The 23022-nt window shown below is 58.5% G+C and carries 26 protein-coding genes; 12 read left to right on the top strand and 14 right to left on the bottom strand.

Annotated elements, in window-relative coordinates; all coding sequences use genetic code 11:
• Positions 1-26: 26 nt before the first annotated feature.
• Entirely contained in the window at positions 27-485 is a 459-nt protein-coding gene (locus tag ACGJAX_RS20580) for a GyrI-like domain-containing protein (protein ID WP_248916295.1), read from the top strand.
• Here the strand turns inward: ACGJAX_RS20580 and ada are convergent.
• The 5 genes from ada to ACGJAX_RS20605 all read right to left on the bottom strand — a co-directional run bounded on the left by ada (position 482) and on the right by ACGJAX_RS20605 (position 3628).
• On the bottom strand, positions 482-1549 hold the full coding sequence (gene ada / locus ACGJAX_RS20585; RefSeq protein ID WP_390955938.1) for a bifunctional DNA-binding transcriptional regulator/O6-methylguanine-DNA methyltransferase Ada: 1068 nt from the start codon (positions 1547-1549) through the stop codon (positions 482-484). The genes ACGJAX_RS20580 and ada overlap by 4 nt on opposite strands.
• A gap of 87 nt (positions 1550-1636) precedes the next feature.
• Positions 1637-2302, bottom strand: coding sequence for a DNA oxidative demethylase AlkB (gene alkB / locus ACGJAX_RS20590; protein ID WP_390959941.1), 666 nt, complete (start codon positions 2300-2302; stop codon positions 1637-1639).
• Positions 2303-2307: 5 nt separating this feature from the next.
• Positions 2308-2994 (bottom strand): 2OG-Fe(II) oxygenase, encoded by a 687-nt coding sequence (locus ACGJAX_RS20595; protein ID WP_390955939.1) that lies wholly within the window; start codon positions 2992-2994, stop codon positions 2308-2310.
• Positions 2995-3121: 127 nt separating this feature from the next.
• The gene (locus ACGJAX_RS20600) at positions 3122-3292 is read right to left on the bottom strand and encodes a hypothetical protein (RefSeq protein WP_090327338.1); all 171 of its coding nucleotides are present in this window, start codon (positions 3290-3292) and stop codon (positions 3122-3124) included.
• Between the two features lie 33 nt (positions 3293-3325).
• A complete protein-coding gene (locus ACGJAX_RS20605; RefSeq protein WP_057400164.1) occupies positions 3326-3628 on the bottom strand; it encodes a DUF1883 domain-containing protein in 303 nt (100 codons plus the stop codon).
• Positions 3629-3840: 212 nt separating this feature from the next.
• On the opposite strand from ACGJAX_RS20605, the gene ACGJAX_RS20610 reads away from it, so the two are divergent.
• Together ACGJAX_RS20610 and ACGJAX_RS20615 are read left to right on the top strand one after the other, a co-directional pair.
• Entirely contained in the window at positions 3841-4197 is a 357-nt protein-coding gene (locus ACGJAX_RS20610) for a hypothetical protein (protein ID WP_090322272.1), read from the top strand.
• Positions 4198-4269: 72 nt separating this feature from the next.
• Entirely contained in the window at positions 4270-4500 is a 231-nt protein-coding gene (locus ACGJAX_RS20615) for a hypothetical protein (protein WP_390955940.1), read from the top strand.
• Positions 4501-4511: 11 nt separating this feature from the next.
• Here the strand turns inward: ACGJAX_RS20615 and ACGJAX_RS20620 are convergent, their stop codons facing one another.
• A complete protein-coding gene (locus ACGJAX_RS20620; RefSeq protein ID WP_090327335.1) occupies positions 4512-4793 on the bottom strand; it encodes a hypothetical protein in 282 nt (93 codons plus the stop codon).
• Positions 4794-5031: 238 nt separating this feature from the next.
• The gene (locus tag ACGJAX_RS20625) at positions 5032-5220 is read right to left on the bottom strand and encodes a hypothetical protein (protein WP_090322268.1); all 189 of its coding nucleotides are present in this window, start codon (positions 5218-5220) and stop codon (positions 5032-5034) included.
• 291 nt (positions 5221-5511) lie between these two features.
• Here ACGJAX_RS20625 and galU point away from each other — a divergent pair, with 291 nt between their 5' ends.
• Positions 5512-6351, top strand: coding sequence for a UTP--glucose-1-phosphate uridylyltransferase GalU (gene galU / locus ACGJAX_RS20630; RefSeq protein ID WP_047529432.1), 840 nt, complete (start codon positions 5512-5514; stop codon positions 6349-6351).
• Between the two features lie 129 nt (positions 6352-6480).
• Positions 6481-7839 (top strand): glutathione-disulfide reductase, encoded by a 1359-nt coding sequence (gene gorA, locus ACGJAX_RS20635; protein ID WP_247255723.1) that lies wholly within the window; start codon positions 6481-6483, stop codon positions 7837-7839.
• Here the strand turns inward: gorA and ACGJAX_RS20640 are convergent.
• Positions 7836-8849: a DNA-binding protein gene (locus tag ACGJAX_RS20640; protein WP_390955941.1), complete on the bottom strand. Its 1014-nt coding sequence runs from the start codon at positions 8847-8849 to the stop codon at positions 7836-7838. The genes gorA and ACGJAX_RS20640 overlap by 4 nt on opposite strands.
• Before the next feature lie 178 nt (positions 8850-9027).
• Between ACGJAX_RS20640 and ACGJAX_RS20645 the strand changes: the two genes are divergently transcribed.
• From ACGJAX_RS20645 to ahpF, 3 genes are all read left to right on the top strand, one after another.
• The gene (locus tag ACGJAX_RS20645; RefSeq protein WP_390955942.1) at positions 9028-9966 is read left to right on the top strand and encodes a tyrosine-type recombinase/integrase; all 939 of its coding nucleotides are present in this window, start codon (positions 9028-9030) and stop codon (positions 9964-9966) included.
• Positions 9967-10104: 138 nt separating this feature from the next.
• Positions 10105-10668 (top strand): alkyl hydroperoxide reductase subunit C, encoded by a 564-nt coding sequence (gene ahpC, locus ACGJAX_RS20650; RefSeq protein ID WP_008155117.1) that lies wholly within the window; start codon positions 10105-10107, stop codon positions 10666-10668.
• 129 nt (positions 10669-10797) lie between these two features.
• Entirely contained in the window at positions 10798-12360 is a 1563-nt protein-coding gene (gene ahpF / locus ACGJAX_RS20655; protein ID WP_390955943.1) for an alkyl hydroperoxide reductase subunit F, read from the top strand.
• Between the two features lie 59 nt (positions 12361-12419).
• Here the strand turns inward: ahpF and gloA are convergent, their stop codons facing one another.
• The gene (gloA, locus tag ACGJAX_RS20660) at positions 12420-12941 is read right to left on the bottom strand and encodes a lactoylglutathione lyase (RefSeq protein ID WP_390955944.1); all 522 of its coding nucleotides are present in this window, start codon (positions 12939-12941) and stop codon (positions 12420-12422) included.
• Between the two features lie 145 nt (positions 12942-13086).
• Here gloA and ACGJAX_RS20665 point away from each other — a divergent pair, with 145 nt between their 5' ends.
• The gene (locus ACGJAX_RS20665) at positions 13087-13611 is read left to right on the top strand and encodes a DUF4946 domain-containing protein (protein ID WP_248916286.1); all 525 of its coding nucleotides are present in this window, start codon (positions 13087-13089) and stop codon (positions 13609-13611) included.
• Positions 13612-13789: 178 nt separating this feature from the next.
• Here the strand turns inward: ACGJAX_RS20665 and ACGJAX_RS20670 are convergent, their stop codons facing one another.
• From ACGJAX_RS20670 to ACGJAX_RS20680, 3 genes are all read right to left on the bottom strand, one after another.
• A complete protein-coding gene (locus ACGJAX_RS20670) occupies positions 13790-14155 on the bottom strand; it encodes a histone-like nucleoid-structuring protein, MvaT/MvaU family (RefSeq protein ID WP_090322251.1) in 366 nt (121 codons plus the stop codon).
• Positions 14156-14386: 231 nt separating this feature from the next.
• On the bottom strand, positions 14387-15919 hold the full coding sequence (locus ACGJAX_RS20675; RefSeq protein ID WP_390955945.1) for an EAL domain-containing protein: 1533 nt from the start codon (positions 15917-15919) through the stop codon (positions 14387-14389).
• Between the two features lie 115 nt (positions 15920-16034).
• A complete protein-coding gene (locus tag ACGJAX_RS20680; protein ID WP_390955946.1) occupies positions 16035-16904 on the bottom strand; it encodes a LysR substrate-binding domain-containing protein in 870 nt (289 codons plus the stop codon).
• Between the two features lie 76 nt (positions 16905-16980).
• Between ACGJAX_RS20680 and ACGJAX_RS20685 the strand changes: the two genes are divergently transcribed.
• Complete coding sequence (locus tag ACGJAX_RS20685; protein WP_390955947.1) at positions 16981-17925, top strand: EamA family transporter; 945 nt, start codon at positions 16981-16983, stop codon at positions 17923-17925.
• A gap of 249 nt (positions 17926-18174) precedes the next feature.
• Positions 18175-19251 carry a 4-hydroxyphenylpyruvate dioxygenase gene (hppD, locus tag ACGJAX_RS20690; protein ID WP_090322241.1) on the top strand — a complete coding sequence of 359 codons (1077 nt, stop codon included), beginning with the start codon at positions 18175-18177 and terminating at the stop codon, positions 19249-19251.
• A 126-nt stretch (positions 19252-19377) separates the two neighbouring features.
• Here the strand turns inward: hppD and rarD are convergent, their stop codons facing one another.
• Together rarD and ACGJAX_RS20700 are read right to left on the bottom strand one after the other, a co-directional pair.
• On the bottom strand, positions 19378-20259 hold the full coding sequence (rarD, locus tag ACGJAX_RS20695; RefSeq protein ID WP_390955948.1) for an EamA family transporter RarD: 882 nt from the start codon (positions 20257-20259) through the stop codon (positions 19378-19380).
• Between the two features lie 154 nt (positions 20260-20413).
• Positions 20414-21427, bottom strand: a complete 1014-nt coding sequence (locus ACGJAX_RS20700) for an aldo/keto reductase (protein ID WP_390955949.1) — start codon at positions 21425-21427, stop codon at positions 20414-20416.
• Between the two features lie 260 nt (positions 21428-21687).
• Here ACGJAX_RS20700 and ACGJAX_RS20705 point away from each other — a divergent pair, with 260 nt between their 5' ends.
• Positions 21688-22830 (top strand): glycerate kinase, encoded by a 1143-nt coding sequence (locus tag ACGJAX_RS20705; protein ID WP_390955950.1) that lies wholly within the window; start codon positions 21688-21690, stop codon positions 22828-22830.
• The last annotated feature ends 192 nt before the right edge of the window (positions 22831-23022 follow it).

Below are 23022 nucleotides of genomic sequence, written 5' to 3' on the forward strand. Positions count from 1 at the left end.
ACCTCACGACAGGGAGTGGCGCCTCAATGGAAATCAAACAGGTCTACGTGGATCCGCTGAGCATTTCGGGGCTGCAGGTACGGACCTTCAACAGTGCGGAACAATCGGCCGATACGGCGAAGATCGGTCCGATGTGGGGCCGTTTCTACAGCGAACGATTGTTTGAGCGCATTGCCCCGGAACAACCCGAATCAGCGGTCTACGGCGTGTATTCCGGGTACGAGTCGGATGCCGGCGGGGCATTCGATGTGACCGCCGGGATCGCCGTCACGACCCCGGCCCAAGGTTATGAGACGATCAGCATCGAAGCGGGCCAGTACCTGGTGTTCGAAGGCAAGGGACCGATGCCTGAGGCGGTTATCGAGGCCTGGCAACGCATCTGGGGCTATTTCCAGGAGAACCCGCAGATCCAGCGGCGCTACGCCACTGACTTCGAACGCTACAGCGCCGAGCAGGCCGTGGCGGTGTACATCGGCATCCGCTAGGGCTGCGCTTCCCGTTCCAGCAGTTGCCGCTTGCGCTCCACACCCCAGCGATACCCCGACAGATTGCCATCGCTGCGCACCACGCGGTGGCAGGGGATCGCGACCGCCAGGCTGTTCGCGCCACAGGCCTGAGCCACCGCGCGAACGGCTTTCGGCGCGCCGATTTGCCGGGCGATATCGGCGTAGCTGGCCGTGCTGCCCACGGGAATGTCCCGCAGGGCTTGCCAGACCCGCTCTTGAAACGCCGTGCCACGCACATCCAAAGGCAAGTCCAGGCCGAGCGCCGGGGCCTCGATGAACCCTACGACCCTGGCGATCAGTTGCTCGAAGTCTTGATCGGCGCCAATCAGATTGGCCCGGCGGAACTTGTCCTGCAGATCGCAGACCAGTTGCTGCGGGTCGTCGCCCAACAGAATCGCGCACACCCCGCGTGCGCTTTGCGCCACCAGAATCGCGCCGAGGGAGCATTGGCCGACGGCAAAACGGATGTCATTGTTCTGGCCGGCGGCGCGGTAATCCGTGGGTTTCATGCCCAGCAGTTGATCCGCCTTTTCATAAAAGCGGCTGTTGGCGTTGAAACCGGCGTCGTACAACGCGTCGGTTACCGAACCGCCATCGGTCAAGCGCTCCCGAACCCTGCGTGAACGATGCGCTGCAGCGTAGCCCCTGGGCGTCAGGCCGGTGACCGCCTTGAACACACGATGGAAGTGAAAGCTGCTCAGGCCCGCAGACGCAGCCAGTTCATTCAGCGCAGGGAGCACGTCCGCGTTTTCGATCTGCCGGCAAGCGGCGGCCACGGTGGCGGCATGCTGCGCGGCCACGGCGCTTTGATCCTTCGCCGCGCGTTTGCTCGGACGATAACCCGCCGCTTGCGCCTGTTCGGCGGTATCGAAGAATTCGACATTCTGCGGCTTTGGTAAACGCGCCAGGCTGCTGGGGTTGCAGTAGATTCCGGTGGTTTTCACCGCATAAACAAACTGTCCGTCTGCCTGCGGGTCACGAGCGACGACGGCGGCCCAGCGAGGATCTTGTTCGGTGCTGATGTTTGGCGATTGGCTTGTCATGGCGGTACGTCCGTTGACCTGTTTGCGGCAGATTAACCACGTTGGAGTGTCGTCACACTCCGCTGCTTGCGGTCAAATCCGAAAGATTCATCCCGCCGTGCGGAAGGTGAAGTTGATCCGTTGTTCACCCAGCAGTGAATGTTGGCCTTCCTTGATCGGCAGGACGCCGTGATATCGCAAGCGATCGACACCGCCCCAGACCACGATGTCGCCGTGCAGCAGCGGTATACGCTGGCTTTTTTCACTGCGTTCAAAACCTCCGAAGAGGAACATGGCTGGCAATCCGAGCGATACCGAGACGATCGGCGCGGCGTAGGTGTTTTCGTTTTTGTCCTGATGCAATGACATTTTCGCCCCCGGGACGTATCGGTTGATCAGGCATGAATCGGGGACAAAATCGCTGAATCCGGCCTCCCGCGCCGCGGCTTGTGCCAATTGCAAAAACACTTCCGGCATTTCCGGCCAGGGCTGGCCGGTCTGCGGGTCGTGGCGCGTGTAGCGATAACCGCTGCGGTCGGTGGTCCAGCCCAAATGGCCGCAACTGCTCAAGGCGACCGACATGGTAAAACCGCCAGGCGTGACCATCTGCCGAAACGGTGCCGCTGTCAGCACAGCCGCCAGTGCCGGCAGTAAACGCTCCAGCCAGGGCAGGGCATAGCCCCTCAAGACATATGACTGTTCGCCGATCTGCTCGCGTCGGGGTTGCTGCACGGGCTCCGCGTCGGCGAACAGATCAAGGGTGGTCGGCTTCATGGTGTTCATAATGCGTCGTGGAAAATAATGCCTAGGGTATGCCGTTTTCCGCTGTGCAGGCGACTCACGCCGTGTCGCATCGTCACCCGGTAGTCGCCTCGGCTACCTTTGACCGGCCGTTGACTGACCGCAAAGATCACGCCATCACCTTTCCTCAGATCGATAACCTGTGGGCGTGACTGCATGCGTGGGCGCTGTTCGGTCAGCACGAATTCGCCGCCGGTGAAATCTTCCCCCGGCTCTGACAGCAAAATCGCCACTTGCAGCGGGAACACGCATTCGCCGTACAGGTCCTGATGCAAGCAGTTGTAGTCCTGGGGCCCATACTGCAGGAGCAATGGCGTCGGGCGTTGCTGGCCGGCTGCGTGGCAAAGGGCGAGAAAATCTTCATGGTCTTGGGGAAAACGGTTCGGCAACCCCATCCGTTCCTGCCAGCGATTGGCAATCGGGACCAGACGTGGATAGAACGCCTTGCGCAATCGGGCGACGAGATCCGGCAACGGGTATCGGAAGTATTTGTACTCACCACGGCCAAATCCGTGACGAGCCATGATCACTTGCGAGCGAAAGGGCTCGGATCGAGGGTAGAGAGCGCTGATCGAGTCACAGGCATCAGGGTTCAACAGCGACCGCAGGACTGCGCAACCGTCCTCATCGAGTTGCCGTTCCACTCGCGCCCAGTCGATGGACATGGTTCCGACTCCTTGAATAAAGGTGAGACGGCCAGTCTAAGGGGCGGTGATGGCGCGAACACTCCGACACTTGCGGTCGAATTTTCAACGCCGGGAGCAGACAACCGAATTGCCGCCCCCCAAGGCATTACAGCGCTTTGCTGACGCTGATATCGCTGATGACGTCTTCGCTCTGGCCGTGAATGGCGTCCAGCGCGGCCTTGGCCTCTTCCGGGGTGCCGTGTTCAAGCTGGGCAAATTCGAAGCGACGCTCGCCGTTGAGCTTGTATTTGATGACGTATTTGGTCGTTTGGGCCACGGTCATACCTGTCTGTGTGCGGACTGGGGGCACTCAGCTCAATTTCGAGCTGGAGCGGCGGATGATCTTGATCGAGTGAGTCAGGGTCGGTTTGCGGGTCACGCTGATCGCCCGGCGGTTGACCGTGTCGATGGTGATGTTCCAGAAACCGGTGCTCGGCGCGGTGATGCGGGCCGGGAAGGTGTCGAACGCGCCACCGTGGTAGGTGTGACGGCCGCCATTCTTGAAGCTGCGGAAGTTGGCGTCGTTCATCAAGCGGATATTGCACATTTGGGAGCATTGGATGACGACGATGTCGTCTTCATTGAGGTGCTCGCGCTGGTGGATAAATTTCATGGGCGCCTCCAGAAGGGCTTTTTCTACAAAATCAAAACGATAGCAATGGGCGATTGGCGCAGTTTATCAGCCCGCAGGCGTTATTATCCGGTCGTTGACGCCCGATTTGGCAATAAAAAACTGATATCGGGCATTCCTTGGGCGTTAAATACAGTATGCCTTGGAGAAAAACAGCGTCTTTGCTGTCGGAGAGTCTTTATCGGAGGTTTTCTATGAAGTGGGGTGCGTGGGTCCTGCCGTTGTTTCTGGCAATCAGTGGTTGTGCAAGTGTCGCGGAAATCAGCGAGACCTTGCCCACCATGAACGTCATTTCAGGCAAGAAGCCCCATGAGTACGCGCAATGCTTGAGCGAAAAGCTCGCCAGCAGCCGTGGTGCCTTGCAGATCGAAACGCATAAGGATGACGTGCGGGTGATCGTGCCGCAGAAGTTCTCGTCGGGGCCGGCCGCGGTATTTGATATCGAACATCGCTCCGGCGGCAGCAGCATCAAGCTGCATGAACGTATGTCCAATGTGCCCCTGCGCCCACGGGATGTGCGCGATGCCGCCACCGTGTGCATTTCCGGCTGATACAATGCCGACAGTCAGCATCGATGCCGTCAAAGCAAGGCTTTGGCGGCATTGTCATTTCTGGAGTCGAGCATGAAGCGAGAGCAGGTACGGGAGCGCCATGCACAGGGGCAAATCTCTGGCACCCATGTGATTCAGAACCCGGCGGATCGGGGGGAGTGGATCGTGTTTTTCAAGAAAAGCGGCGGCCGCAGCTTTTTTCTGGTGGATGACAACGATGAAGTCGAATCCTTCAGTCGCCTCGACGATCTGATCGAGACCGTGCGCGGCCTCGGCATCAAGTTCGCCGAAATCCACATGTAAGGCCAAATACCTTACTTGCAGACCACCACGACGCTGCGGTTCTTGTAGTTACCGACGTCGACACCCAGGGTTTTGTCGCTTTCCTTGGTCGCTGGCGTGCCATCGGTGCCCACGATCCGGTAACCGGTGCCGGCGCAGGAGGCGTCAGCCTTTTCGTAGCAGGTGGCCCAGGAGTTGGCTTCCCCGGAACAATCGATGGCCAGACCTTGTTCGCCGTCATTGAGGTACGTGGTTTGGGATGTTGCGCAGCCACTCAGGGCCAGTATCGCAATCAGTGGCAAGAATTTAGTCATGTCGTTGTCATCGTCAAGGAGGTGGGCAAAAGCTGTGACAGCGCCGGCGGCAAAAGGTTATAGCGATAGGCCACTTCTTGCCGAAATTCATAAAAAGGGTTCTTCACGCAATCCCGTGAAACGAAGCTAACGTAATACCCTGTAGGAGCGAGCTCCTACAAAGAATGGTGCCCACGCTGCAATGCCCCTAAAAAAGCCCCGCACAATGGCAGGGCTTGTGGGGCGTTTCGGGTGTCGATCAGCTCTTGTCCTTGCCGCGTCGCTTGGGTTCCGGGTGCTCCAGCTCCAGCACCGATGCCACTTCAATCGCCAGGGCTTCGGTCGCAAAGGGCCCGGCGATATTTTCACCGGCCACGCTGCCTACCCACCATTGTCCGTCCTTCGCCTTGTTGATCAGGAAACCGTTGACGCTCTTTGCTGCCGACATCTATCTGCCTCGTTGGCTGGTTCAATTGCGCCATGATAGCGCCAAATGCATGCGGCGGGTGTCGATGGGCGTATGGTGGTGTGATTGCCGTTCGGTTGACAAACGTGCAAGTCTTACGGCGTCTGCTATCAATAACAGGCCGCCGGGCGATCGGCGCAGCTGTCTGCGGAACTATCCGCAAGAAAATTTCTCTATGATGGCATCGGTTAGCCAGTGCGGGGCATTGTAAGGTGCTCGCCGCCTGATTAGACTGCGCCGAAACTCGTACACACAGCCCTTTCAAGGACTTTTATGATCAAGAAATGCTTGTTCCCAGCAGCCGGTTACGGTACTCGCTTCCTGCCAGCGACTAAAGCCATGCCCAAAGAAATGCTGCCGGTGGTAAACAAGCCACTGATCCAGTACGGCGTCGAAGAAGCTCTGGACGCTGGTTTGACCGAAATTTCCATCGTCACCGGTCGCGGCAAGCGCGCCCTGGAAGACCACTTCGACATCAGCTACGAGCTGGAAAACCAGATCAAGGGCACCGACAAGGAGAAATACCTGGTCGGTATCCGCCGCCTGTTGGATGAGTGCTCGTTCTCCTACACGCGCCAGACGGAAATGAAAGGTCTGGGTCACGCCATCCTGACCGGTCGTCCGCTGATCGGCGACGAGCCGTTCGCCGTGGTATTGGCGGATGACCTGTGCGTCAACCTCGAAGGTGACGGCGTACTCAAGCAGATGGTCAAGCTGTACAAGCAGTATCGCTGCACCATCGTCGCGATCATGGAAGTAGACCCGCAAGAAACCAGCAAGTACGGCGTGATTGCAGGCGACCTGATCGGTGACGACCTGTACCGCGTGCGTAACATGGTCGAGAAGCCAAAACCGGAAGATGCTCCGTCGAACCTGGCGATCATCGGTCGTTACATCATGACGCCGGACATCTTCAGCCTGATCGAACAGACCGATCCAGGCAAAGGTGGCGAGATCCAGATCACTGACGCCCTGATGAAGCAGGCGCAGGATGGTTGCGTGATTGCCTACAAGTTCAAGGGCAAGCGTTTCGACTGCGGCGGCGCCGAAGGTTACATCGACGCCACCAACTTCTGCTTCGAGAACTTCTACAAGACTGGCAAGGCTTACTGATAGCGCCTTTGCTGCTTGTACTGAAAAGCCACCTTCGGGTGGCTTTTCATTTTCTGGCCCTATATCGATAGCAGTGCTTGCCCAACCCATGGTGGCGGGTATGCTGATGGCCTGCCGAGGAGATAGAAAATGGCCTACGATTTTGACCTTTATGTGATTGGTGCCGGTTCTGGTGGTGTGCGGGCGGCTCGATTTTCAGCCGGTTTCGGCGCGAAAGTGGCCGTGGCCGAGAGTCGCTATCTGGGCGGCACGTGTGTCAACGTCGGCTGCGTGCCGAAAAAATTGCTGGTCTACGGCGCGCACTTCGCCGAAGACTTCGAGCAGGCTTCGGGCTTTGGCTGGACTCTCGACGAGGCGCAGTTCGATTGGGAGACGCTGATCGCCAACAAGGATCGCGAGATCAATCGCCTGAACGGTATTTACCGCAATTTGCTGGTCAACAGTGGCGTGACCCTGCATGAAGGTCACGCCACGATCATCGATCCGCACACGGTCGAGATCAATGGCGAGCGCCACAGTGCCAAACACATCCTGATCGCCACCGGCGGCTGGCCGCAGATTCCACAGATTCCGGGGCATGAGCACGCGATCAGCTCCAATCAGGCGTTTTTCCTCAAGGAACTGCCCAAGCGAGTGCTGGTGGTTGGCGGTGGCTACATCGCCGTCGAGTTCGCCGGGATCTTCCACGGCCTGGGTGCGAAAACCACGCTGCTGTATCGCGGTGACCTGTTCCTGCGTGGCTTCGACGGTTCGGTGCGCAAGCATTTGCAGGAAGAGCTGACCAAGCGCGGCATGGACCTGCAATTCAATGCCGACATCGAGCGCATCGACAAACAAGCCGACGGCACTCTGAAGGTGACGCTCAAGGATGGCCGACAACTGGAAGCCGACTGTGTGTTCTACGCCACCGGTCGTCGACCGATGCTGGACAACCTGGGGCTTGAAAACACCGGGGTGAAACTCGACGGGAAAGGCTTCGTTGAGGTAGACGAGCAGTATCAGACGGCTGAACCGTCGATTCTGGCGCTCGGGGATGTGATTGGCCGGGTGCAGCTGACGCCGGTGGCGCTGGCCGAAGGCATGGCGGTGGCCCGTCGCCTGTTCAAGCCTGAGCAGTATCGTCCGGTGGATTACAAAATGATTCCGACGGCGGTGTTCAGCTTGCCGAACATTGGCACCGTCGGTTTGAGCGAAGAAGAAGCGCGCGACGCTGGGCACGATGTGGTGATCTTCGAAAGCCGCTTCCGGCCGATGAAGCTGACCCTGACCGAATGCCAGGAGCGCACGTTGATGAAGCTGGTGGTGGATGCCGCGACCGATAAGGTGCTGGGCTGTCACATGGTCGGTCCGGAGGCGGGTGAGATCGTCCAGGGGTTGGCAATTGCATTGAAGGCTGGCGCCACCAAGCGCCACTTCGACGAAACCATCGGGGTGCACCCGACGGCCGCCGAAGAGTTCGTCACCATGCGTACACCGGTCGCCGGTTAATCGTCCCCGGCGGTGTCTGGCGCTGTCACAACGGCAGCCGCCAGACGCTCGCTTTCTTCCCGTTCTGCCTGCGCCTTGATCAATTCGATTTCCAGCGACTTGTTGATCTGCAGCTGTTCATCGACGTTCTGTTTCAGCGACTGACTTTCCAGCAGGGCGACGCGCAAGCGTTCCTGGAGGAGGGTGCGTTCACCGTCAACCCGATTGGCCTGTTCCAGTAACTGATCCTGACGACTGTTGCTCTGCTTGAGCTGTTCTTGCAGCAAGCTCAGTTCACGCAGGGTTCCCCGGTTCTCGGTCAACAGGCGCTCGTTGTCGCGGTGCAACTGGGTGATTTCATCCTGGCGTACCAGAGCGCTTTGCTGGGCCTGGCGCAACTCCATCTGCAACTGCTGCACCTGGCTTTCATGGCGGCTGTGTTCCTGTTCGCGCTGCTCCTTGACGGCACTGCGGTAGTGCTCGAGTGCGTCGCGGGCATGCAGGTGTTTCTCTTCGAGCGAGCGGATCTGCTCGTCCTTGTCTTGCAAGCGCAATTCGAAATCTGCCAGCGCCTGGTTCAGTCCGGCATTGCGGGTTTGTTCGGTCTGCAGCATGGATTGGGTGCTGTGCAGGGCCTCGGATTCCTGGGCCAGCGCCAGGCTCTGCAGTTCGTAGTGCTGCTGCAATTGCGTATTGGCCTGTTCGGCCTGTTGCAAGCGTGTTTCCAGGTCCTTGCGTTGCTGTTCGAACTGCTCGCGGGCCTGGTCGATAGGTTCCTGTGCCTGTTCCTTCAGGCGCTGCGCCAGCCGCGACACCAGGGCCAGCAACTCATCGTCGATAGGCGCCGGTGCGTCTGTCTCCTCAGGTTGAGTGCCTTCACCCAATTCTTTCAGGTAGCGATGGATCGTGGTTTTCGAGCCGGTGTTGCCCATCTCGATTCGTACTGCATCGATGCTCGGGTTTTCGCCACGGGCGAGGATCGCCAGACGCGCGGCTTGGACCACTGCTTTGTTAACGCCGCCACGGGCCATGATTTCTCCTGCGATTTTTGTGTGTGGTACGTAATGCCATAATACTCAGTGTACCATCGAATAGAAAAAGATAAAAACAGCAACTAACTGACACGGGATATACTGGTATTACCCCGTGTGATAAGCAGAAATCCGCTTTTTCACCTGCAAAAGCAGTACGCATTCGAGAGTTGGAGCCATGAGTGAGCTGGACCGTTACCTGCAAGCGGCGACACGCGACAACACCCGTCGCAGCTATCGCGCCGCCATCGAACACTTCGAAGTCACTTGGGGCGGGTTCCTGCCGGCGACGGCCGACAGCGTGGCGCGCTATCTGGTGGCCCATGCCGGCGTGTTGTCGATCAATACCTTGAAGTTGCGGTTGTCGGCACTGGCGCAGTGGCACAACAGTCAGGGGTTTGCCGACCCGACCAAGGCGCCTGTGGTGCGCAAGGTGTTCAAGGGGATTCGCGCACTGCATCCGGCCCAGGAAAAACAGGCCGAGCCACTGCAACTGCAGCATCTTGAGCAAGTGATCGGCTGGCTGGAGCAAGAGGCGCAAGCGGCCAGGGCTAATGGCGATCGTCCGGGGCTGCTGCGTGCCAGGCGCGATACCGCGCTGATTCTGCTCGGCTTCTGGCGTGGCTTCCGTAGTGATGAGCTGTGTCGCCTCCAGGTCGAGCACGTGCAGGCCAGTGCCGGTTCAGGTATCAGCCTGTACCTGCCGCGCAGCAAGAGTGACCGGGAAAACCTCGGCCGGACCTACCAGACACCGGCATTGCAGCGGTTATGCCCGGTGCAGGCCTACATCGACTGGATCACTGAAGCGGCACTGGTCCGAGGTCCGGTTTTTCGCGGCATCGATCGCTGGGGGCATCTGAGCGAGGAGGGCTTGCACGCCAACAGCGTCATTCCGCTGCTGCGTCAGGCGTTGGGGCGTGCGGGCATTGCGGCCGAGCTCTATACCAGTCATTCATTACGCCGTGGTTTTGCTTCGTGGGCGCATCAGAGTGGCTGGGATTTGAAGTCGTTGATGAGTTATGTGGGGTGGAAGGACATGAAATCCGCCATGCGCTACATCGAAGCCAGTCCGTTCCTGGGCATGGCCCGCCTCTCGGAAAAGCCGCTGGAGCCGTAAATTCGGTTTTCTTCTATTAATAACGCTGGCTAATAGCGAAAGCCAATCAGCGGCATGAGGTTTGCCAATGAGCCAACCGTCCGTCGAGTGAGTAAAGTTCTCTCCATCAACTTCTTAACCCCTGACGGAGAGTCAACGATGCCTATCATCAACAGCCAAGTTAAACCGTTCAAAGCGACCGCTTACAAAAACGGCGATTTCGTACAAGTCTCGGACGCTGACCTGAAAGGCAAGTGGTCTGTCGTTTTCTTCTACCCGGCTGACTTCACCTTCGTTTGCCCAACCGAACTGGAAGACCTGGCCGACAACTACGACGCCTTCCAGAAGCTGGGCGTCGAGATCTACAGCGTTTCCACCGACACTCATTTTGCCCACGCGGCCTGGCACAACACCTCGCCAGCCATCGGCAAAATCCAGTACACCATGATCGGCGACCCGACCCACGCCATCTCCCGCAACTTCGACGTACTGATCGAAGAAGCCGGTCTGGCTGACCGTGGCACCTTCGTGATCAACCCTGAAGGCCAGATCAAGATCGTCGAGCTGAACGACGGTGGTGTAGGCCGTGACGCTTCCGAGCTGCTGCGCAAGATCAAGGCTGCCCAGTACGTCGCAGCTCACCCAGGCCAGGTTTGCCCGGCCAAGTGGAAAGAAGGCGAGGCTACTCTGGCTCCGTCCCTGGACCTGGTCGGCAAGATCTAAGTCTGTGATGCGCTTCATCAGGGCGGACTTCCGCACCTTCTAAGCAAGCTGCACCGCCCAATAAAAACGCCCGGGCGAGATTCGCTCGGGCGTTTTTTTATGTCTGTAAATACAAAGGAAATCGCCCGTATGTTGGACGCCAATCTTAAAGCCCAGTTGAAATCGTACCTGGAACGGGTCACCCAGCCGATCGAGATCGTTGCCTCCCTCGACGACGGTGCGAAATCCCGGGAAATGCTTGAACTGCTGAAAGACGTTGCCAGTCTTTCCACCCAGATTACCTTGCTCGACAACGGTGACGATGCACGCAAGCCATCGTTCTCGATCAATCGCCCGGGCGCCGATATCAGCCTGCGTTTCGCCGGCATCCCCATGGGCCATGAATTCACTTCGCTGGTATTGGCCTTGCTGCAAGTCGGCGGTCACCCGTCGAAGGCCAGTGTCGAAGTGATCGAACAGATCCGCTCGCTCAAAGGCGAGTTCAATTTCGAGACTTATTTCTCGCTGTCCTGCCAGAACTGCCCGGACGTGGTCCAGGCGCTGAACCTGATGGCGGTGTTGAACCCGAACATCCGCCATGTCGCCATCGACGGCGCGCTGTTCCAGGCTGAAGTCGATGAGCGCCAGATCATGGCGGTGCCCAGCATTTACCTAAACGGCGTGAACTTCGGCCAGGGCCGCATGGGCCTGGAAGAAATCCTCGCGAAGATCGACACCAGTGGCATTGAGCGGCAGGCCGAAAAAATCAGCGCCAAGCAAGCCTTTGACGTGCTGGTGGTTGGCGGTGGTCCGGCCGGTGCTTCGGCGGCGATCTACGCAGCCCGCAAAGGCATTCGTACCGGTGTGGCGGCGGAGCGTTTTGGCGGGCAGGTGCTGGACACCATGGCCATCGAAAACTTCATCTCGGTGCAGGAAACCGAAGGGCCGAAACTGGCGGTGGCGCTGGAAGAACACGTCAAGCAGTACGACGTGGACATCATGAACCTGCAGCGTGCCGACAAGTTGGTAACGGGCAAGGACGGTGAGCTGCACGAGGTGCACTTCGCCAGCGGTGCGAAGCTCAGAGCCAAGACCGTGATTCTGGCGACCGGCGCGCGCTGGCGGGAAATGAACGTGCCGGGTGAGCAGCAGTATCGCAACAAAGGCGTGGCGTACTGCCCGCATTGCGATGGCCCGCTGTTCAAAGGCAAGCGTGTGGCGGTGATTGGTGGCGGTAACTCCGGTGTTGAAGCGGCTATCGACCTGGCGGGTATCGTCTCTCACGTGACGCTGCTGGAGTTCGACGTGCAGCTGCGCGCGGACGCAGTCTTGCAGCGCAAGTTGCACAGCCTGCCCAACGTCACCGTGATTACCAGCGCGCAAACCACTGAAGTCACCGGCGACGGGCAGAAAGTCAACGGCCTGCGCTACAAGGATCGTCAGACTGATGAGCTGCGGACGGTGGACCTGGAGGGGATCTTCGTGCAGATCGGTCTGCTGCCCAACACCGATTGGCTCAAGGGCACCATCGAGTTGTCGCCGCGTGGCGAGATCATCGTCGATGCCCGTGGCGAGACCTCGGCACCGGGCATATTCGCCGCTGGCGACGTGACGACCGTGCCGTACAAGCAGATCGTGATTGCCGTGGGTGAGGGCGCCAAGGCTTCCCTGAGTGCATTCGATCACCTGATCCGCACGTCCGCCCCGGCATAAACCGCGGCGCTGAAAACACAAAACCCCATGAGTGATCATGGGGTTTTTTATGCAGTCAGTTACAGCGGTGCTGGCTGAATGATCTCTACCCAATAGGCATCCGGGTCCTTGATGAAGGCCAGGCTCTTCATCCGTCCGTCATTCAGGCGCTTCTGGAAGTCACAGCCCAGCGCTTCGAAGCGCTCGCACGCGGCAACGATGTCCGGCACCGAAATGCAGATGTGACCAAAGCCACGTGGGTCGGTATTGCCATTGTGATAGGCAAAATCCGGGTCGTTCTCGGTGCCATGGTTGTGGGTCAGTTCGAGAATGCCGGGAATCGATTTCATCCATTCGGTGCGCGCTGCAGCATCGGCCGGGATCTGGTTTTTATCGACCAGGGCGAGGAAGTACAGGCTGAATTCGACTTCCGGGAAGTCGCGTTTTTCCACCAGCGAGAAACCCAGGATCCGGGTGTAGAAGTCCAGGGATTTGGTGATGTCCTTGACCCGCAGCATGGTGTGGTTGAAGACAAACTTCTGGGTCGCGGTATCGGGTTGCGCGGTCACGCCGGGGAAGGTGTTCAGTTCTTGCAGGCTCATGGGCCCTCCGGAAAACAAGTGGGGCTGAAGAATGGCAACAATGATACGCAAGGGCTGTGACATCACCAAACCAAAACCGTCGGCTATTGCCTGACGGCCGGTCGAAGCTCAGACTTCAGGGTTCCCCCAGTGAGTGTGCATTGTAATGATTCGATTCTGTAAAACCCTATTCGTCTTGATCGGCGTGCTATCAGCGGTGGTCAGTGCGCACGCCGATGCGCCGGTCATGACCTGGCCCGCCGGCTGGCAAGTCGAAGAGGTTCCGCAAGGGGATTCGACTTCCGGGGTCAGCCGCCAGCGTGCCGTGAAAAACGACCAGGGAGGCGTGCCGGTCATGGTGATGGAGTTGACCACGACCCGGGTGGAAGGCGGTCATCAGGTCAATCTGCAGGGCGTGTTGCTGGAAATGCGCAAGTCAGTGCAGAAGGACTTTTTCCAGAGCGGCTATCAAAGCGTCTGTAACCGGATTCACCCGGCAACCTTGAGCCGTTTATCGGCGCTGGAAACTACCTGCACCATCACGCAAAACGGACGTCACGTGCTTTCGCAAACTTTGGTCGCGGCGGTGGATGCCGATAAAGCCTATGTTCTTTCCTATGCAGGGCAGGCTGACGCTTATAAAGCGAGTCAGGATGAAATAGCGGTGGCGCGTAACGGCTTGAAACTTTAGTTGAGCGCTTCAGTGGCTGTGTTTTTTTTCGCGGGCGTTGAAATGTTTAGATATCCAAAGGGATTAAGCACAAAGTTGGCCGGCAAGTAGCAAGTTGATCGGCCCAGATCGTTGCAATTGGATGGTGTTCATGAAAAAGCCCTGCATTGGCAGGGCTTTGATTTTCAGCAGCGAGCGTTTAGCCACGCAGCCAGGACTCAACGGTGGCAGCACCGTATTGTTCCTTCCAGGCTTTCAAGCCGCGATGGTTGCCACCCTTGGTTTCAATCAGTTCACCGGTGTGCGGGTTCTGATAAACCTTGACCACGCGCGCGCGGCGGGTTTTAGGTGCTGCGACTTGCTGCAGGCCGGATTTGCCCGGGTTCGGATCGAGAATGGCGATGATGTCGCGCAGGCTCTTGCCGTAGGTTTTCATCAGCCCCTGGAGCTTTTCTTCGAACTCGATTTCTTTCTTGAGCCCGGCATCGTTCTTCAGGGATTCAAGCTGCTTGAGCTGTTCTTGAAGCGCTTTTTCAGCGGCACGAAATTCAGCGAGTCTGGACAATATCTTTACTCCAATAGTGTGTTTGGCTGATACCAACCGCAAACAAAGCTATAAGCCAAGAGCCTTGAAGCGACTCGGTGATAATGGCTCACCTGCCAAATTTCCGCAGGCAGGAAAAATTGTAGTAGTTAATTGACCAAGAGTAAATCATGTCTTTATGGTCATGTAACAAGATTAGTTTTTTGATTCAAATTGGTGCGCAAAAACGCGGCCTATCGCTAAGGCGGCTAGTTAATGATCGCTTAATGCACTAATGAACTCCGCGCCAGGCATCGGTCTGCCAAATAGATAGCCTTGCAGATAGTTAACGTTATGCGCGGTCAGGTAATCACTTTGTTCCTGAGTTTCCACACCTTCTGCAACCATTGCCAGGTCTAGCTTGTCCGCCAGTTCCATGATGCTGTCCAGAAGATGGCCAGACAGTGTGTCGACGCCGATCATGGCGACGAAGCTCTGGTCGATCTTCAGAAAATCCACATTGAATTGACGCAGGTAGCCGAGACTGGAATGGCCGGTCCCGAAGTCGTCGATGGCGATTTTCACGCCAAGGTCACGAATTTGTTCGAACAGCCTGTGGGTGAGGGCGGTAGGTTCGATCAGTTCGCGCTCGGTCAATTCCAGTACCAGGTGAACGGAGCCGGGGGCAAAAGCCTCGAGAAATTCGCGGCAATCCTTGACCAGCTCCAGGTCCTGACAGTGACTGGCGGTAATGTTAATGCCGATATGAAAGGGTTCGGGGAACGATGCCGACAGGGGCGCGAGCAGTCTGGCAGTCTGTTGCATCAAGGACCGGGTCATGGGCACGATCAGCCCGGAATGTTCGGCAAATGGAATAAACAGGTCGGGGCGCACCAGACCTTCTTTCGGGTGATTCCAGCGCATCAGCACTTCGATGCCGGTGATCTTTTTAGTTGCGCCATGCACCACCGCCTGGAAATACGGAACGAACTCCGCCGCCTCCAGCGCACGACGCATTTCATGGGTCGGTGACGATGTCCGCTTTTGTAGAAAGTATCCGATCGACCCGGAAATCACGCCGAAAAAGATCGGCAAACTGAACAGCGGCGGATACTGACTGGTCATGTAAAGCCAGGTTTCACCCTTGGGAAAACCGGCGGTCACGCTGAACCCATAACGAGTAGAGGCGAGACTGGTTGGCGCCACCGGGACGTCGGGCAGCATGTCGACGTGAAACTTGCCGTCGACGGTCAACCAATTGGGCCCGAATTGCAGAAACAACAACGTCTGGCGCCCAATCAGCCGTAGCACGTTACTCAGGTGATATCCGTCCAGAGTACTCATGGCGCCCTGTTTGCCCATGCCGAGGCGATACACCAACAGAGCCGTATCTGGAGTGACCGGATTGCCCTTCATCAGTTCCAACTGGCCTTGGCTGAAATCCCCGGACGCAATCTTCTCGTGATAATCGCCGAACAGGGAACTGCAATAAATGGTGTCGTCCCATACCAGATTGGTCGAACGCACAAAGGGGCGCCGCGTGACCTGTTCACGCAGGGCCAGATTGACATCGCTGCAACTTTGCCCGGCCAGCGGCAATAACTCACGGGCCGCCTGGGCGGTATTGTCGAGCATCAGTTCGAACTGGCGGATGGCTTCTTCGGCGGTCTGTTGAGCACTTTGCCTGAGTGCTCGTTCAGCCTGCATATAAAGGATGACAGAGCCCAATAAAACCGGCAGCAACCCGCTCAACAGAGTCACGGCAATCCTGATACTGCGTCTGCGCGATTTGGCTTTGAGCGGCATTCGTGAAACCTGTAGCGATCAAGTTAGGCTCTCAAATGCTGGCAGGGCGAGGCGCCTCCCATTAAGAGTTCGGGTCCGAGCCATGATAGTTGGCCCACGGCACTTATGCCGCTCATTAGAAACGCATTCGCACGGCGAGTTCGATAAAGGCCCGCGTCGCCGGTGAGGCCTGGCGCCGATCCAGCACTGCCAGGCCGACCTCCCGTATCACAGCGGGCGACAGCGGTTTCTTTACATAGCGCCGGTCGCTGTGTTTCGGCAGCGAGCTTTCTGCAACGACGGTCACCCCATCACCGCGCGCCACCGTATCCAGCGTGCTCAGCAGTTGCGAGCAGCGATAGCGGATGTTTGGGGTCAAGCGCGCGGCGCTGAACAGCCGTGAAACCAGTTCCGATGAGCCGGCCTCGGTCAGCACAAAGGGGGCGTGGCACAGCTCGGCCAGGCTCAAGTTGTCGCGGGTCGCCAGCGGATGATCTACCGGCAGCAACGCGACCATCTGGTCCTGGATCAGGGCAACCGTGTCGAAACGCTCTTCGGGCAGCACCACGAAGCCGATATCGATGCGTCGTTGTTCGAGCCACTGAATCACCTGCCGGTCCGGGCCTTCATCAATGTGCACTTCGATACCAGGGTGCGTGGCGCGGTAGTGCTGCAGGATTGTTGGCAACAATTTGATCGAGGATGTAGGGCCGAATGAGCCGATGCGCAAAGTCCCGCGCTTCATCCCGCGAGCGTCGGCCGCTTCCTGGCGCAAGGTGTCGGCCAGGCCCAGCATGGCGCGGGCACGCATCAGCAATTGCTGGCCGATATCGCTCAACTCGATGGGGGACTGATGGCGGCGCAACAGCTCGACCCCCAGTTCCTGTTCCAGGGATTTGAGGGCATGTGAAACCGCGGATTGGGAAATCCCCAGGCGATTGGCCGCCGCCGTAAAACCCTGCAGTTCGGCGACGAGGGAGAAGATCTCCAGTTGGGTGAGGGTCATGAGTATTTACTCATTTTACGATGATCAAGTATTAGTTGAATGATACGCCCCGCAATCCATCCTCCGTTGGGTCCGTATGACGATTTTTGAGAAAAGCCTGTCCAGCCCCTCCGATGCGCCGGTTTACCTGAAACTGGCGGCCGTCACGATGATCTGGGGCGGCACCTTTGTGGCGGGGCGGTTTGTGGCCGACAGCCTCAGTCCGTTGTTTGCCGCCAGCATGCGATTCCTGCTCGCCAGCGTGGCGTTGCGGGTGTTTTTATTCGTGGCGCGCATACCACTGGCGCGACCCAGTCCCAGGCAATGGTTGCAGGTGGCGCTACTGGGCTTTTTCGGGATCTTTTTTTACAACCTGTGCTTTTTCTACGGCCTGCACTACATCAACGCCTCGCGGGCATCGCTCATCGTGGCGCTGAACCCGGCCGTGATCGGACTGGCCTCATGGCTGCTATTTAAGGATCGCCTGAGCCGGGCAAAGGTGCTGGGTATCGCGGTCTGCATCGCCGGGGCGAGCCTGGTGATCGTCAGCCGCCATCCGCCAATATCGGTCAGCAACGACGATGCCTGGATCGGCGATCTGCTGATTTTCGGTTGCGTGCTCGGCTGGGGCATTTATTCGCTGTGCTCCAGAGAGCTGAATCAAAGCCTGGGCCCGGTGCAAACGGTGACCTGGTCGATTTTGCTCGGCACGGCGATGCTGTGGCTGACCTGCGCCGTCGGCGGGAAACTGAGCATGGCGGCGCTGATCCATCTCGGTCCTCGACAGTGGATGAGCCTGATGTACCTGGGCGTGCTGGGCTCGGCATTGGCCTACATCGGTTATTACGACGGCATCCGCAAAATCGGCGCGACCCGCTCCGGGGTGTTCATTGCCTTGAATCCACTGACGGCGGTGATCCTCGGTGCGCTGCTGTTGGGCGAGCCGCTGACGCCTGCGATGTGCCTGGGAGGAGGGCTGATCCTGGCGGGGATTTTCCTGTGCAATAAACCCCTTGCACACCCGGGGAAAAAGGGGATTTGATACAGAAGGCGGACAAACTGATTTACGCTGTGTAGAATCAGGTTACGCATACAAGAATAAACGACTTCTGGCAGCAGAAGCCTCGCCCGCAAAAGCCTTGGGTCGACAATGAAGATATTCGGGTTCCAATTGATCTACGGTGACTTTCTCGCCCGCAGCGTGCGGGGCATCTCCTGCGCGCCACCCTCCGGTCTCAGCATCGCTAGCAACTAACGTTTGTTAATTCCAAAAGCATGATGAGGCGCCAAAATGGCAGATTTATACGAAAACCCAATGGGCCTGATGGGCTTTGAGTTCATCGAATTCGCATCGCCAACCCCGAATACCCTGGAGCCGATCTTCGAGATCATGGGCTTCACCAAGGTCGCGACCCACCGCTCCAAAGACGTGCACCTGTATCGCCAGGGCGCGATCAACCTGATCCTCAATAACGAACCGCACAGCGTGGCCTCGTACTTTGCGGCCGAACATGGTCCGTCGGTGTGCGGCATGGCGTTCCGGGTCAAGGATTCGCAGAAAGCCTACAAGCGTGCCCTGGAGCTCGGTGCCCAGCCGATCCACATCGAAACCGGTCCGATGGAGCTGAACCTGCCGGCGATCAAAGGCATTGGCGGCGCGCCGCTGTACCTGATCGACCGCTTCGGCGAAGGCAGCTCGATCTACGACATCGACTTCGTGTTCATTGAAGGTGTTGACCGTCACCCGGTTGGCGCCGGCCTGAAGATCATCGATCACTTGACCCACAACGTGTATCGCGGGCGCATGGCCTACTGGGCCAATTTCTACGAGAAGCTGTTTAACTTCCGTGAAATCCGTTACTTCGATATCAAGGGCGAATACACCGGCCTGACCTCCAAGGCCATGACCGCGCCGGACGGCATGATCCGCATCCCGTTGAACGAAGAGTCCTCCAAGGGCGCCGGGCAGATCGAAGAGTTCCTGATGCAGTTCAACGGCGAGGGCATCCAGCACGTGGCCTTCCTCAGTGATGACCTGATCAAGACCTGGGATCACCTGAAAAGCATCGGCATGCGCTTCATGACCGCGCCGCCGGACACCTACTACGAAATGCTCGAAGGCCGTTTGCCGAACCACGGCGAGCCGGTGGGCGAATTGCAAGCGCGGGGCATTTTGCTGGACGGTTCGTCCGAGTCGGGCGACAAGCGCCTGCTGTTGCAGATCTTCTCGGAAACCCTGATGGGGCCGGTGTTCTTCGAGTTCATTCAGCGTAAAGGCGACGATGGTTTCGGCGAAGGCAACTTCAAGGCGCTGTTCGAATCCATCGAGCGCGACCAGGTGCGTCGTGGCGTGCTGTCCACCGATTAAGCCCTAACGCTGATGAACGGGTGGGAGCGGGCCTGCTCGCGATAGCGGTTGTGCATTCAACACCCATGTTGACTCACATACCGCCTTCGCGAGCAGGCTCGCTCCCACATTTGTTTCTGGAGTAGGTTAAGGTCTGCGCTGTCGCATTAGATGCTTGAACCCTTCGAACACCAGCACCAGCACCGCCATCCAGATCGGAAGGTAGGTCAACCATTCACCGGCCTTGATGCTTTCCCCCAGCAGCAACGCGACGCCCAGCAACAGCACGGGCTCGACGTAACTCAGCAGTCCAAACAGGCTGAACGGCAGCAAGCGACTGGCGATGATGTAGACCACCAGCGCCGACGCGCTGATCACGCCGAGCAACGGGATCAGCAGCGATAGCCAGGGATGCTGGTCAAACACGTTGAAGCCCTGTTCACCACTCTGCACGAACCAGAATGCCACCGGCAGGGTCAGGGTCATGTCCAGCCACAAGCCACCGAGGTTATCCGTTGCCAGTCGCTTGCGCACGACGAAATAAGTCGGGTAGCCGATGCACACCAGCAAGGTCGCCCAGGAAAATCCGCCGACCTGATACACCTCGTTGATCACGCCGAGGCAGGCGAAAGACACGGCGATTTTTTGCAGGTAGGAGAGGCGTTCACCATAGGCCAGCCGGCCGGTCAGGACCATGGTCAGCGGCAACAGGAAATAGCCCAGCGAGACATCCAGGCTATAGCCATTGAGTGGCGCCCACATGAACAGCCAGAGCTGCACGCTGACCAGGGCCGAAGAGATGATCAGGGCAAGCAACAGAACCGGTCGGCGTGCGACTCGCCGCACAATGTCGACGACGCGTTTCCACTCCCCGGACATCACCATGAACACGGTCATGCACGGCACCGTGAGCAACATGCGCCAGCCGAAGATTTCCACGCCACTCAAGGGCGTGAGCAGCGACGTGTAGTAATACATGACGGCAAACAGCACCGAGGCTGAAACCGATAGAGCGATACCTTTAGACAAACTGTCCTCGCGTGATTGAAGGTGAAACGAGGCGCGCAGGATACGTGGTTTTTGTGCGGAATATTGGCCGTATGATCAATATTCACAACATTTTGGGCAAGACCCGAAACCCTGTGGGAGCGGGCAAGCCAACTCCCACAAGTGAAATGTATCGTCAGTTAGTCAGCGGTTTACGACCCGACACGAAATGGCTCACGTCATTGAAACCCGGCGTCGACGCATGCCCCGGCGTCACCAGCGAATCGATGAACGCTTCATCTTCAGCCGTAATCCTGACCGCCTGAGCCTTAGTGTAGGCATCCCATTGTGCTTCGGTACGCGGGCCGACGATGGCCGAAGTGACGGCACTGTTGTTCAGCACCCAGGCGATGGCGAACTCGACCATGCCGACGCCGCGTTCCCGGGTGTATTGCTGGATCTGTTGGGCAATGCGCAGGGACTCGACGCGCCATTCGGTTTCCAGGATGCGTTTGTCCTGGCGCCCGGCGCGGCTGTTGGCGTCCGGCGTGACATCCGGCGCGTACTTGCCACTGAGCACGCCACGCGCCAACGGGCTGTAAGGCACCACGCCCAAACCGTAGTTTTGTGCAGCGGTGATCTGCTCGGTCTCGGCCTGGCGGTTGACGATGTTGTACAGCGGCTGGCTGATCACCGGCCGGTCGACGCCGAGTTGGTCGGCGACGCGAATCACCTCGGCGATGCGCCAGCCACGATAATTCGAAAGGCCCCAATAACGGATCTTGCCCTGGCGGATCAAATCGCCGATGGCCGATACCGTGACCTCCATCGGCGTATTGTGGTCCTCGCGATGCAGGTAATAGAGGTCGACGTAGTCGGTGCCCAGGCGCGTCAGGCTGGCCTCGATGCCATTGAAGATGTGCTTGCGGCTCAGACCGCTGCGGTTCGGTACGCCATCCACCGGGCCGAAACCGACCTTGGTGGCCAGCACCCATTCCTGGCGTCGACTGGCGATCGCTTCACCGACGATTTCTTCGGAGTGACCCTGGGTATAGACGTCGGCGGTGTCGATGAAATTGATGCCCTGGTCCCAGGCCTTGTCGATGATTCGCAGGGAATCTTCGGTGCTGGTCTGTTCGCCGAACATCATGGTGCCCAGGGTCAGGGTGGACACCTGCAGGCCTGAATGGCCCAGCGTGCGGTAGCTCATGACGAAATCCTTTTACCGATGGGAAAGGCTCAATCAAATACCAGAACCCTGACTCTGAGCAAACGGAATATCCAACGGCGAGTGCCTGGCGTGCTGTCGACGGCGGTCATGAAATGGTTATCACTGGCAAGCCGATTCCTACAACGGTAACGTTGTTCGGTCGTCACGAACAACGAACAGCTTTTGCCGCATGCGCAGCCGACTGGCGTCATCGCCAAGGCCGGCTGGCAGCATGGATGCATTGAATAAGGAGAATTCGCATGAAAATCGTCATCGCCCCGGACGCGTTCAAGGACTGCATCAGCGGTCAAGGGGTGGCCGATGCCATTGCCCTCGGTCTGGCTGAAGTGTGGCCTGACGCGGAACTGATCACATGCCCGATGACCGACGGTGGGGAGGGCACGGTCAAAGCGGTGCTCGCCGCACGTGAAAGCGAGTTGTGCTGGGCTGAGGCGCACGGGCCATTCGGCTCGCCCGTCGATTCGAGGTGGTGCTGGTTGTCTGACAGCCACACCGCGATCATCGAAATGGCTGAAGCCAGCGGTTTGCAATTGATTCCGCTGGATCACCGCGATGCTTGCAAAAGCAGCACCTTCGGTACCGGCGAGGTGATCCGCGCCGCCCTGGATGAGGGGGCGAAGCGGGTGATTCTGGCGATGGGCGGCAGCGCCACCAACGACGGTGGCGCCGGAGCCCTGCAAGCCCTGGGTGTGAAGTTTCTCGACGCCCGGGGGCGGCCTTTGCCTCCAGGTGGCCTGGCGCTGGGAAAACTGGCGAGCATCGATCTGTCGGGCATCGATCCGCGACTGGCGGACGTGAGCTTTGAGATCGCCGCGGATGTGGACAATCCCTTGTGCGGCGCTCAAGGGGCCTCGGCGATGTTCGGTCCGCAAAAAGGCGCCACGCCCGAACAGGTCGAACAGCTGGACCGCGCCCTTGGGCACTTTGCCGATCACTGCGCCAAAGTCCTGGGCAAGGACGTGCGCGACGAACCCGGCAGCGGTGCGGCGGGGGGGCTGGGGTTTGCCGCCAAGGCGTTTCTGGGCGCGCAGTTCAAAGTCGGAGTAGAGGTGGTGGCGGAGCTGGTGGGCCTGGCCGAACTGGTAGAGGGTGCCGATCTGGTGATCACCGGAGAAGGGGGGATAGACGTGCAAACCCTGCATGGCAAGGCCCCGTTTGGGGTGGCGCGCATTGCCCGCGAACGTGGCGTGCCGGTGATCGTCATCGCTGGCACCCTGGGCGAGGATTACCAGCAGCTGTATGACCATGGCGTCGATGCCGCGTTCTCGCTGTCGAGCGAACCGATGACGCTGGAACAGGCCTGTAACAATGCACCGCGCCTGTTACGTGAGCTGGCGACGGACATTGCCCGGGTCTGGAAGATCGCTGCCCGCCAGCGCTGACGCAACCTGTTGCGAGGAAAATTGCCCACCCCCGAAGTACGGGGGTTTCGGGGGGTACCTGTCAACTTTGACAGTATCGCGGTTGCGCAAAAAAGTGCTTACTTCGCCCAAGCGCAGAACGACGGGATGCGTTTGGGTAGTGCCCGGTAGTATTCGGTCTGCTTTTCGAGCTCAAGCGCCATGGGATTCATG

Origin of the sequence: Pseudomonas moorei (genome assembly GCF_042846945.1) — a bacterium.
Taxonomy (GTDB): Bacteria; Pseudomonadota; Gammaproteobacteria; order Pseudomonadales; family Pseudomonadaceae; genus Aquipseudomonas; species Aquipseudomonas moorei.